This is a genomic window from Mycoplana rhizolycopersici (genome assembly GCF_013378445.1).
In the GTDB taxonomy this organism is placed as follows: Bacteria; Pseudomonadota; Alphaproteobacteria; order Rhizobiales; family Rhizobiaceae; genus Mycoplana; species Mycoplana rhizolycopersici.
Window position 1 is genome coordinate 24,934 of sequence record NZ_JABXYK010000025.1, and the last position, 11,444, is coordinate 36,377.

The following is an 11,444-nucleotide window of genomic DNA, read 5'->3' on the forward strand; positions in this document are numbered from 1 at the left end:
GCCGGGTCCCCTTCAACCGTGCTTGTGCAGTCCGGGGAAATACTTGGAACCGTTGGCCGCAAGGCCGATCTCTTCGGCAGCGGCAGAAAGATGGGGCGCAAGCTCGGCCATCCGCTCAGGCGTCATGCGAACGGCGGGCGCTGCGATCGACAGGCAACTGATAACCTGTCCGCCGCTTCGCACCGGCATTGCCATAGCAGCCATGCCAATGATGTAGCTGTCGACCGAGCGCGCATAGCCTCGCTTGCGCGTCTCGGCGAGAATGTCCAGAAGTTCCGCGATCGTACGGGGCGCGCCCGGTCCCGATGGCTTGCCGGGATTGATCAGCCCCTGGCGCGAAACCCGCTCCAGCGCCTCCTCGTCGCTCATCGAGGCAAGCCACGCCTGCCCACCGGCGCTGCTTGCGAGATGGACCACGACGCCTTGTTCCTGGCCCGGATCGTATCGCAAGCCGCCCGTAGCCCCCTGCGCCACGGCGACCCAGATCAGATCGTCGCCATCGATCACCGAAAGGCGAATCAACTCGCCGCTCGTCTGTGCCAGCCGGTCGAGAATCGGTTGCGCCACGTCGCCGACGCCGGTTCGCCCGAGGAAGCCGACGCCGAGCGCGGCCAGCTTCATCGTCAGCGCATAGTCTCCCTGCTCCTGAACCTGACGCACATAACCCAGTCGAATCAATTCGTTGAGAGTACGGTGAACGCCACTCGCCGGCTGGTTCACGCGCTGCGCGATGTTGGAAACGGACAACCCCGCCGGCCGCTCGGCCAGGAATTCGATGATGCTCAGGGACTTCTCAAGGATACTCATGGGCGTTCCAATCTGGATTATCATTCCATTTTTGGCGCAAGCCCTGAAGCAGTCAAGATAAATCGGCGGAGGGGCGACACTGCTTCCCGACGCAAAAGGCCGCACGCGCCATCCACGTGCGGCCGATGAAGCTCTTGAACAATGGCGCGTGGATCAAACCCGTTCGAGCGCCACCGCGATACCCTGGCCGACACCGATGCACATGGTGGCGAGCGCGCGGCGCTTGCCACTCAGCGCAAGTTCCAGTGCCGCCGTACCGGCGATGCGCGCGCCGGACATGCCGAGCGGATGCCCGAGAGCAATCGCGCCGCCATTCGCGTTGGCGCGAGGATCGTCGTCAGCAATACCGAGCTGGCGAAGCGTGGCGAGCCCCTGCGATGCGAAGGCCTCATTGAGCTCGATCACATCGAGTTCGGCCGCGCTCCAGCCGATCCGGTCGAGCAGCTTTCTGGAAGCCGGAGCCGGGCCGATGCCCATGACGCGTGGCGGCACACCGGCCGTCGCGCCGCCGACGATCCGGGCGATGGGGGTCAAGCCGTACTTCTTCGCTGCCGCAGCGGAAGCGACGATCAGGGCCGCCGCGCCGTCGTTGACGCCGGAGGCGTTGCCCGCCGTAACGGTAGCACCTTCCATCCGGTTGACCGGCTTCCGCTTGGCCAGTGCCTCGAGGCTCGTTGCGCGCGGATGCTCGTCCTGGCTCACTGCGACGGGATCGCCCTTCTTCTGCGGGACGAAGACGGGGACGATTTCCTTTTCAAGCCGGCCGTTCGCCTGGGCGCGAGCGGCCTTTTCCTGGCTGCGCACGGCAAAGGCGTCTTGGTCCACACGCGAGACCTTGTAGTCGATCGCGACGTTGTCCCCGGTCTCCGGCATGGAATCGACGCCGTACTGCGCCTTCATCAGCGGATTGACGAAACGCCAGCCGATGGTGGTGTCGTAGACCGCCGCACTGCGCGAGAAGGCAGTCTCGGCCTTGGGCATGACGAAGGGCGCGCGGCTCATGCTTTCGACGCCGCCGGCGATCATCAGTTCCGCCTCGCCGGACTTGACGGCTCGGGCGGCTGCGATGAGGGCATCCATGCCCGAACCGCAAAGGCGGTTGATCGTGGTGCCCGTCACCGAAACCGGCAGCCCTGCCAAAAGCAGCGACATGCGGGCAACGTTGCGGTTGTCTTCGCCGGCCTGGTTGGCGCAGCCGTAGATGACATCGTCCACCGCCTCCCAGTCGACGCCGCCGTTCCGCTCCATGAGCGCCTTCAACGGCACAGCACCCAGATCGTCGGCGCGGACGGAGGAGAGAGAGCCGCCGTAGCGGCCAATCGGCGTGCGGATGTAGTCACAGATAAAGGCGTCGGTCATGGGATTTTCCTCACAGCGCCGGAGCGACGAGATCGGCCACCGGGCCATCGACATGAAGCTTGCCGCCGGTCATCGCCTGCAGTTCCTCGACCGTCATGCCGGGCAGCTTTTCGCGCAGCACGAAACGCCCGTCGACGATGTCGATGACGGCGTGGCTGGTATACACGCGCGTGATGCAGCCCACGCCGGTCAGCGGGAAGGTGCACTTCTCGACGAGTTTCGGCTCGCCGGTCTTGGTCACATGCTCGGTGATGACGAAGACCTGCTTGGCGCCATGCACCAGGTCCATCGCGCCGCCAACGGCTGGAACCCCCTTGGAGCCGACGCGCCAGTTCGCAAGATCACCGCTCTGCGCCACCTGGTAGGCGCCGAGAATGGCGACGTCGAGGTGACCGCCGCGGACCATGGCGAAGCTGTCGGCATGATTAAAAAAGGCCGCACCCGGTTTCAGCGTCACCGCCTTCTTGCCGGCATTGATCAGGTCCCAGTCCTCTTCGCCGGCCGCGGGCGGCTCGCCGAAGCCGAGCACGCCGTTTTCCGTATGGAAGGTGACGAAACGACCGGGCGGCTGGTAGCGGGCAACCATTTCGGGAAAGCCGATGCCGAGATTGACATAGGCGCCGTCCTTGATGTCCTGCGCAGCGCGCCAGGCAATCTGGGCGTTGGAGAGCTTGATGTCTTCGCGCGTATCGACGGTCATATGTAGGCCACTCCGGCTTTAATGAGCACTTCTTCCTGCTGGGGATCGGCAATCTCGACGACACGGTTGACGAAGATGCCGGGCGTGACCACGTCTTCGGGATCGATGCCGCCGGGCTGGACAAGCCGCGACACCTGCACGATCGTCTCGGCAGCCGCCATGCACATCAGCGGATTGAAGTTGCGCGCGGCCTTGTTGTAGGTCAGGTTTCCGAAGGTATCGCCGACATGCGCCTTGATGAGCGCGAAGTCCGCCTTCAGCCAACGCTCCTGCACATAGGAACGCCCGTCGAATTCCGCGATGACCTTGCCGTCGGCGAGCTCCGTTCCGTAGGCGGTCGGCGTGTAGAAGGCCGGGATGCCGGCGCCGCCGGCGCGGATGCGCTCGGCCAGTGTGCCTTGCGGCACCAGCTCAAGCTCGACCTTGCCGGCCAGATAGGCATCGGTGAAGGCCCGCGGATCGGACGAACGCGGGAAGGAGCAGATCATCTTGCTGACCATGCCGGCATCGATCATCGCAGCGATGCCGATGCGGCCATTGCCGGCGTTGTTGTTGATGACGGTCAGTCCGCGCGGGCGCTTGTCGATCAGCGCGTGAATAAGCTCGATCGGCGCGCCTGAGCCGCCAAAACCGCCGATCATGACGCGCGCGCCGTCGCCTATTCCGGCAACGGCTTCCGCCGCGTTCGCATTTGTCTTGTCCATCCGAAAATCCTCCGTCCGGCGCGAAAGCCACGTCGCCCCGCCGCCGTTTCGAGGCGGAAATTACCCCCGGACAGCCATCGACGGCAATCGATTTGTGCGCTATATGATTTTTGTTCGACTATCGCACATATTCTGGCACTGGAGCGAACTCATGACAGTCAAGGAACGCGACATGATGGGCGGCTTTGCAAAAGGCCTGAAGGTCATCGAAGCCTTCAGCGCCGAGCATCCGCGCCTTTCCATTGCGGAAGCGGCCGAAATTGCCGGTCTCGACCGGGCGACGACGCGCCGCTGCCTGCTGACGCTTTCGGAGCTCGGCTATGCCGCCTATGACGGCAAGTTCTTCACCGTCACGCCGCGCATCCTCCGTCTCGGCACAGGGTGCCTCGCCACCATGCCGCTTCCGCGGATCGTGCAGCCCATCCTCGACCGGCTTTCCGAAGAGATCGGCCAAAGCACCTCCGTCTCGATCCTGGACGAGACGGAAATCGTCTATGTTGCGCGTGCGGCGCAGCGGCGCGTCATGTCCATCGCGCTGATGCCGGGATCGCGGCTGCCCGCCTACTGCACCTCCATGGGGCGCGTGCTGCTGGCAGCACTCGATCGCGATCGCGTACGCACCATCCTTGAGGCTTCACCCCGGCTGGCCCGCACAGAGCACACGATCACCGATATCGATGCGTTGATGGCGGAAATCGACGAGACGCGGCTGCGCGGCTATGCGCTGATCGACCAGGAAGTGGAAATCGGGCTGCGATCGATCGCCGTTCCGCTGAAGAGCGTGCGCGGCCACACCGTCGCAGCACTGAACGTGGGTCTGGCCGCCGTGACGGCCGAACCGGTCTCCGCGCTGGCCGAGCGCTATCTTGCACCCCTGCTCGCCGTACAGAAGGAAATGGCGAGGATGCTGGTATAGAAAACCGGGGCAAACGCCCCTTAGATCAGACAAGCTTGAACCGTCGCCGCCGTTGCTCGCCCCACGCCGTCAGTAGGGCAGGCCGACATAGTTTTCCGCAAGTGTGGTCTGCGCGGCCTTCGATCCCGCAAGATAGTCCACCTCCGCCCGCTGCATCCTCTGCAGAAAATCGCCTTCGGCAGGGAAGTCGTGGAGCATCCGGGTCATCGACCAGGAAAAGCGCGATGCTTTCCACACCCGGGCAAGCGCGGTGGCCGAATAGGATTTCAGCAGGCCCTCGTCCCCGGCGTAGCGGGCGATCATCGCCCGGGACAGGTAGTAGACGTCGGACGCGGCAAGGTTCAGCCCCTTGGCGCCGGTCGGCGGCACGATGTGCGCAGCGTCACCGGCAAGATAGAGACGACCCCAGCTCATCGGTTCGGAGATGAAGCTGCGCAGGGGCGCAATCGATTTTTCCACGGAAGGTCCGGTCACCAGCGTATCGGCAAGATCCGGCGGCAGGCGGCGGCGCAGTTCCGCCCAGAAGGCGTCGTCGCTCCAGTCCTGCGGCTTGTCGGTCAGCGGCACCTGAAGATAGTGCCGGCTCAGATGGGCGTTGCGCATCGAACAGAGCGCGAAGCCTCGCTCGTGCCCGGCGTAGACGAGTTCGCGATAGAGCGGCCGGGTTTCGGACAGGATGCCCAGCCAGCCGAACGGATAGACATGTTCATACTCCCGCCGAACCGTTTCCGGGATCGTGCGGCGGCTGATGCCATGGAAGCCGTCGCAGCCGGCGATATAGTCGCAGTCGATGCGGTGGTTTCGGCCGTGCTGGGTGAAGGTGACGTAGGGCGCATCGCCGTCGGCATCGTGCAGCGCGACCTCCTCGGCCTCGTGAAAGATCGGCGCGCCGGTCCGGTCCAGTTCGTCGTAGAGATCGCGGGTGACTTCCGTCTGGCCGTAGATGGTCACCGTCTTGCCGGTGAGCGCGCGAAAATCGATGTGAACCTTCTGGCCATGCGCGGCGATGATCGTTCCGTCATGCACGAAGCCCTCCGCATCGAGCCGCTTGCCGACGCCTGCCTCGCGAAGCAGGTCGCACAGTCCCTGCTCGAGTACGCCGGCCCTTATACGGGCCAGCACGTAGTCGCGGGTACGCTGTTCGAGCACGACGGCATCGATGCCGGCGCGACGCAGAAGCAGTGAAAGAAGCAACCCGGATGGGCCGCCGCCAATGATACAGACCTGATGACGCATCTTCGGTTGTCTCCGATAAATCAAAGCGGTGAGAAGCAGAGCGGACGCAGCACCACATGGCCGGCGCCGGAAAGAGGTTCGCGGGGAACAGGGTCGCCGGCGCGCGGCAGCAGCGATATCGGCGGCTCAGGCTCGCCCGACACCGCTTCCCACACGGCGACCGCTCCGCCTGCGGAATGACCGGACGACAGTACCGCACAATCGGTCGCGAAAAGCGGTACACCTATGGCCCGCGCCGGGCGCTGCTCACGGCGTCGCGCCAGCGCAGCCTCGAAAACAGGGGACGTCTGTGTGATCTTCAGCAGGCGATTGCGCTGTTCTTCCACGAGCGCGAAAGCCTTTGGAACGAAACCACGGACCCACGCTTCCTCGGCTGCGAGCCCGGCCCGGCAGCTTTCCCGTTCCGCCCAGTCGGCATAACTCCACAGGTGATGGATGGTATTGAGCGTCCCCGTCTCGGCGAGCCAGTAGCCCATCAGCGGCAGATGACGCGTGACGAGCGGCAGACCCTCGTCGGCCAAGAGCGCCAGATAGTCCGGAGCAGCACCGGCCTTCAACCGGTAGCATCGCCATTCATGGATCATGTCGTCCTCCTCAAGCAAACAGTGGCCAAGGAAGGCGATTTGGGAAATGGACGGAGCGTCGGAAAGATTGGACGATACCCGGACGCGGGTCGCCTCACGCCTCCTGATGCAGCTTCTGCTTTCGGAATGCGCCGGGCGACAGGCCTACGCGTTGCGTGAAGAAGCGGTTGAAATAGGCGGGATCCTCAAAGCCGGACAGGTGGGCGACCTGAGCCACGCTGCTTTCGGTATAGACCAGGTATCGCTTGGCTTCGATGACGATCCGCTCGTACAGGAGTTCGGAGGCGGTCTTGCCGGCGCGGGCCTTGCAGGCGGCGTTCAGCCGCGCCTGCGTGACGGCGAGATCGCCGGCGTAGAAGGCCAGCGAACGCTCGTTGCGGAAGTGCTCCTCCAGCAGTGCGCGGTAGCGCACCAGCAGGTCGTAGTCACGATCCGGCGCGGCAACACCCGGATCCCCTGTCGTCACATAGAGCCGGAGCACCACGACCAGGATCCGCATGTACTGCGCCACGATCGCCGTACGCCGCCCCGGCGCCGACCAGATGAACTCCCGATGCAGCCACTCGAACGTGTCGTTGACGGCGGGAATGCTGACGCCTGTCCCCGTCAGCGGATAGACGGCCGGGCGCGCCGCTGCCTCGGTCAGGCGCGCGTCGCCGGCTGCCGCGGCCTTCAGACAGCCCAACGCGGCAGTGACGACGAAACCGTCGGTGCCGGGATCGAAATCGATCTGGTGAACGATGCCCGCCGGCACCACGAGAACGCCGGGAACCGGAATCGGCAGGATCTGCTCTTCCATCCGGATCGTCCCGCCGCCGCCGCGAACGAACAGAACCTGCATGTGATCGGGATGCGAATGGGGACGGATTCTCCAGTCGTTCGGGCCGCTCCGGTCGCGGATGGGCTCTATGTGCAGGAAGTCCAGTTCGACGTCCGCGCCCTGATCGCCATAGAGATAATAGTGCGGAATTCCGCCTGCAGCCGCGTTCGCCATCCATCCTCCCGGAAACCTCCCGACCGAATTGTGCAACAATTGCGCCGGTGCGTCCATTGGTCCGGTCGGGACCGTGCGGTAGCAAATCCTCACGTCATGCGCCACAGGGAGGAAGCGATGGAGCGGTCGAGCGAGGGGCGGCACGTCTGCGACGTGCTTGTGATTGGATCCGGCGCCGGCGGCCTCGCCACCGCCATCACTGCCAGGAAGCACGGGCTCTCGGTGATCGTCATCGAGAAGGAGCCGGTATTCGGTGGAACGACCGCCTTCTCAGGCGGGGTGTTGTGGATACCCGGAAACCGGCATGGCAAGATAAACAACCCGACCGATAGCCGCGAGGCGGCACGGCGCTACATGAAAGCCGAAACCGGAAACTGGTTCGACGAGGGCGCGGTCGACGCCTTCCTCGGGGCCGGCCCGAAGATGCTGGACTGGTTCGAGGCAGAGACCGACGTCCGCTTCGTCCCCACACTCTACCCCGACTATCATCCGACCGTGGAGGGCGGCGCCGACATCGGCCGCTCCGTCCTTGCCGCTCCCTTCGATACGAGCACGCTGGGCGACAATCTCAAGCGGCTGCGACCGCCGCTTTCGACCATCACCTTCATGGGGATGATGTTCAATTCCTCCAATGCCGACATCAAGCACTTCTTCAACGCGACGAAGTCGCTGACGTCGTTCGCCTACGTGCTGAAACGGCTCGCCGCCCATGCGGGCGAAGTGGTCCGCCATGGTCGCGGCGTACAGGTGACCAGCGGAAATGCGCTGGCGGCCCGGCTTGCCAAGAGCTGCTTCGACCTCGGCATACCGATCCTGACCGAAACGCCCGCATTGCGCCTGACGAAGGATGATGGCCGCGTGAGCGGCGCCGCGGTTGGCGGCAGCGAGCCGCGAACGATCACGGCGAGGCGCGGCGTCGTGCTCGCCTGCGGCGGCTATGCGCAGGATCTCGCCCGCCGCGCCGGCGTCTATACGCACCTGAAGGCCGGGGCCGGACATTACTCACCCGTGCCGGAGAGCAACACTGGCGACGGCATCCGGCTGGGCGAAGAAGCCGGAGGTGCGTTCGAGGCGGAGTTTCCGCAGCCGGCCGCATGGATGCCGGTCAGCCGGGTGCCAGGGAAGGGCGTTTTTCCCCATCTTCTCGACCGCTACAAGCCGGGCATGATCGCCGTGCTTTCCAACGGAAGGCGCTTCGTCAACGAGAGCGAAAGCTATCACGACGTCGGCGCGGCGATGGTCGCCGCCGGCGAGGCGTCTGCCTGGCTGATCTGCGATCACCGCACCATCCGCAAGTATGGGCTCGGCCACGCGAAACCTGCGCCGATGCCGCTTCTGCCCTGGACGCGATCGGGCTACCTGAAAAAGGGCAAGACGCTTGCGGATCTGGCGCGTGCCTGCGGCATCGACGCAGCCGGCCTTGAAGCAACCGTCTCCGCCTTCAATCAGGGCGCGCGCGCAGGCCGGGATCCTGAATTCCATCGCGGAGAAACCTCGTTCAACCGCTATCTGGCGGACCCCGACAACAAGCCGAACCCGTGCGTGGCACCGGTGGAGCAAGGCCCTTTCTACGCCGTGAAGATGGAGATGGGCGATCTCGGCACGTTCGACGGCCTGAAGACCAACGTTCCCGGAGAGGTAATCGACCGGCAGGGGCGGCCCATCGCCGGCCTCTACGCCGTGGGCAACGACCGCGCATCAATCATGGGAGGGAATTACCCCGGCGCCGGCATCACCCTCGGCCCGGCGATGACGTTCGGATGGATCACGGGACGGTATCTGGCGGGCATTGCGCCCGAAATTGCAAGCAGGGAGGACGCTGCATGAGCTGGCTGGGACTGGCAGGCAAGACGGTGGTGGTGACAGGTGCCGGCGGCGGCATCGGGCAGACGCTGGCCCGCGCCTTCGCCGAACAGGGTGCGCGTGTCGTCGCCCTCGATCGTGATACGGAGCGCACCGCGCCGCTCGTCGCAGAACTCGGGGGGGGCGCGTTTGCGCTCGGCTGCGACCTCGCCCGGGCCGACGAGATCACAGCTGCGGCAGAGAAGGTCGAAGCTGCGGGCGGTGCTGACATTCTGGTCAACAATGCCGGCATTCTGCGTCCCGGTCTGCTGGAGAGCATTTCCGAGGCGGATTGGTCCGCTATGCTGGCCGTGAACCTCAACGGTTATCTGGCAGCGGCACAGGCCTTCGGGCGCGGAATGATGGCGCGCGGACAGGGCGCGCTGGTGCATGTGGCCAGCATTTCCGGATCCCATCCGCAGCCGGCGAGCGGCGCCTATTCCGCCTCCAAGGCGGCGATCCTGATGCTTTCGCGCCAGCTTGCCTATGAATGGGGACCGATGGGCATCCGCTCGAACACGCTCAGCCCCGGCCTGGTGCGCACGCCGATGTCCGAGCCCTTCTATCGGGATGCGCAGGTGAAAGCACAGCGCGAGCAGATGGTGCCGCTGCGCCGCATCGCCACGCCGCAGGACATGGCCGACGTGGCATTGTTCCTGGCCTCGCCGCGTGCCTCCTACGTCTCCGGCCAGGATATCGTCGTCGATGGCGGGCTGTCGCAATCGCTCATGGGGCTGGTACCGAGGCCGGGCTATGCGTGAGGCCTTGGTGACGGGCGGAGCCGAGGGCATCGGTCTGGCAATAGCGCGGGCGCTGGCGCAGGCCGGTCATCGCGTGACGATTGCCGATCTCGACGGCGCGAAGGCGGCTGATCGGGCGGCGGAACTCGGTACGGGGCATCGGGGCATCGCCTGCGACATTTCCGACGAGACGCAGGCTGCGATGGTTGCCGCAACCGCTCCCTTCGAAGTGCTGGTGAACAATGCCGGTATCGGCGACAGCCATCTGCCGACGCTGGAGCAGGACGTCACCGCCTTTCGCAAGGTGCTCGACGTTCATCTCGCCGGTACGTTCCTGATGTCGCGCGAAGTGGCCAGAGGAATGGTCGCGCGCGGTACCGGCGCCATCGTCAACCTCTCCTCCATCGCCGGCCTCACTGGCCTGCCGAAGCGCAACGCCTACGGCGCCGCAAAGGCGGGCATCGTCGCCATGACCAAGGCGATGGCCTGCGAGTGGGCGGGAAGCGGCGTGCGGGTCAATGCCGTGGCGCCCGCCTTCGTCGAGACGGCGCTCGTCCGGAAGCTTGCGGACGCCGGCCGCGTCGATCTTCCCACGCTGCGCCGGCGGACCCCCATCGGGCGGCTGATCCAGGCCGAGGAAGTGGCCGCCGCCGTTGCCTTTCTCGCCTCGCCGCTTGCCTCCGGCATCACCGGCGCGGTGCTGCCGGTCGACGGAGGCTGGACGGCATTCGGTGATTTCGGAGACGCTTCCACCTAACACCACGGGGCGAGCCCGTGAAAAAGGAAACGCCCGGCGATGGTCGCCGGGCGTTTCCTCTCGTCTTGGGAGAAATTCAGATCAGGCGGCATCCTCGATATGGCCGCCAAGGAAGAGCTGGCCGACGCGCGGGTCCTTGAGAAGCTTGTCGGCCTTGTCGAACATCCGCGTCTGGCCGAGCTCGAGGACAAGCCCGTAGTCGGACATGGCCAGCGCCGCCTTGGCGTTCTGCTCGACCATCAGAATGGTCACACCCTGGTCGCGCAGGCGGATGAGCGTCTGGAAGACCTCCTGCACCAGGTTCGGGGAAAGCCCGATGGAAGGCTCGTCGATCAGGATGAGCTTGGGATCGAGCAGCAGCGCACGGGCGATCTCCAGCTGCTTCTGCTGGCCGCCAGAAAGCTCGATGGCCTTCTGGTCCTTGCGCTCGCGCAGCATCGGAAACTGATCCATCACCTCTTCCATGCGGCGCTTCACCTTCGCCTGGTCCTTCGAGGTGATGCCGCCGAGTTCAAGATTGTGCAGCACCGACAACTGCGGCACGACGTTGCGTCCCTGCGGGACATAGGTCACGCCGCGGGCGATCATCTGCGCCGGCGTCTTGCGCGTCACCGTTTCGCCGTCCAGCAGGATATCGCCGGAATGGATGCTGAGCAGGCCGAAAATAGCCTTGAAAACGGTCGACTTGCCCGCACCGTTCGGCCCGATCACAGTTGTGATCGAAGCCTTCGGGATGCTGAAGGAGGTGCCGTTGAGGATCGTGATGCGGCCATAACCGCCGGTGATGTTCTTCAGCTCCAGCATG

General features: G+C 65.0%; 12 protein-coding genes. 4 read left to right on the forward strand and 8 right to left on the reverse strand.

Features of this window, described 5'->3' with window-relative positions; translation table 11 throughout:
* Positions 1–12 precede the first annotated feature (12 nt).
* The 4 genes from HV823_RS24545 to HV823_RS24560 all read right to left on the reverse strand — a co-directional run bounded on the left by HV823_RS24545 (position 13) and on the right by HV823_RS24560 (position 3,570).
* Entirely contained in the window at positions 13–807 is a 795-nt protein-coding gene (locus HV823_RS24545) for an IclR family transcriptional regulator (RefSeq protein WP_176952304.1), read from the reverse strand.
* Positions 808–960: 153 nt separating this feature from the next.
* Positions 961–2,166 (reverse strand): 3-oxoadipyl-CoA thiolase, encoded by a 1,206-nt coding sequence (pcaF, locus tag HV823_RS24550; protein WP_176952305.1) that lies wholly within the window; start codon positions 2,164–2,166, stop codon positions 961–963.
* A gap of 10 nt (positions 2,167–2,176) precedes the next feature.
* Entirely contained in the window at positions 2,177–2,866 is a 690-nt protein-coding gene (locus tag HV823_RS24555) for a CoA transferase subunit B (protein ID WP_176952306.1), read from the reverse strand.
* On the reverse strand, positions 2,863–3,570 hold the full coding sequence (locus HV823_RS24560) for a 3-oxoacid CoA-transferase subunit A (RefSeq protein ID WP_176952307.1): 708 nt from the start codon (positions 3,568–3,570) through the stop codon (positions 2,863–2,865). Before HV823_RS24560 ends, HV823_RS24555 begins: the two co-directional genes overlap by 4 nt.
* A gap of 151 nt (positions 3,571–3,721) precedes the next feature.
* Between HV823_RS24560 and HV823_RS24565 the strand changes: the two genes are divergently transcribed.
* Positions 3,722–4,486 (forward strand): IclR family transcriptional regulator domain-containing protein, encoded by a 765-nt coding sequence (locus tag HV823_RS24565; RefSeq protein WP_176952308.1) that lies wholly within the window; start codon positions 3,722–3,724, stop codon positions 4,484–4,486.
* Positions 4,487–4,555: 69 nt separating this feature from the next.
* Here HV823_RS24565 and pobA read toward each other — a convergent pair whose 3' ends face one another.
* The 3 genes from pobA to HV823_RS24580 form a co-directional block, all read right to left on the reverse strand.
* Entirely contained in the window at positions 4,556–5,722 is a 1,167-nt protein-coding gene (gene pobA / locus HV823_RS24570; RefSeq protein WP_176952309.1) for a 4-hydroxybenzoate 3-monooxygenase, read from the reverse strand.
* 20 nt (positions 5,723–5,742) lie between these two features.
* The gene (locus HV823_RS24575; protein WP_176952310.1) at positions 5,743–6,306 is read right to left on the reverse strand and encodes an NIPSNAP family protein; all 564 of its coding nucleotides are present in this window, start codon (positions 6,304–6,306) and stop codon (positions 5,743–5,745) included.
* Positions 6,307–6,400: 94 nt separating this feature from the next.
* A complete protein-coding gene (locus tag HV823_RS24580; RefSeq protein ID WP_176952311.1) occupies positions 6,401–7,300 on the reverse strand; it encodes a helix-turn-helix domain-containing protein in 900 nt (299 codons plus the stop codon).
* 117 nt (positions 7,301–7,417) lie between these two features.
* On the opposite strand from HV823_RS24580, the gene HV823_RS24585 reads away from it, so the two are divergent.
* Genes HV823_RS24585 through HV823_RS24595 form a run of 3 tightly spaced genes read left to right on the forward strand, consistent with a single transcriptional unit; the run spans position 7,418 to position 10,639 of the window.
* Complete coding sequence (locus HV823_RS24585) at positions 7,418–9,127, forward strand: FAD-dependent oxidoreductase (protein WP_176952312.1); 1,710 nt, start codon at positions 7,418–7,420, stop codon at positions 9,125–9,127.
* The gene (locus HV823_RS24590) at positions 9,124–9,903 is read left to right on the forward strand and encodes an SDR family NAD(P)-dependent oxidoreductase (protein WP_176952313.1); all 780 of its coding nucleotides are present in this window, start codon (positions 9,124–9,126) and stop codon (positions 9,901–9,903) included. Before HV823_RS24585 ends, HV823_RS24590 begins: the two co-directional genes overlap by 4 nt.
* Positions 9,896–10,639: an SDR family NAD(P)-dependent oxidoreductase gene (locus HV823_RS24595; RefSeq protein ID WP_176952314.1), complete on the forward strand. Its 744-nt coding sequence runs from the start codon at positions 9,896–9,898 to the stop codon at positions 10,637–10,639. The genes HV823_RS24590 and HV823_RS24595 overlap by 8 nt, the downstream gene beginning before the upstream one ends.
* Positions 10,640–10,720: 81 nt before the next feature.
* Here the strand turns inward: HV823_RS24595 and HV823_RS24600 are convergent, their stop codons facing one another.
* Complete coding sequence (locus HV823_RS24600) at positions 10,721–11,443, reverse strand: ABC transporter ATP-binding protein (protein ID WP_176952315.1); 723 nt, start codon at positions 11,441–11,443, stop codon at positions 10,721–10,723.
* Position 11,444: the final 1 nt, after the last annotated feature.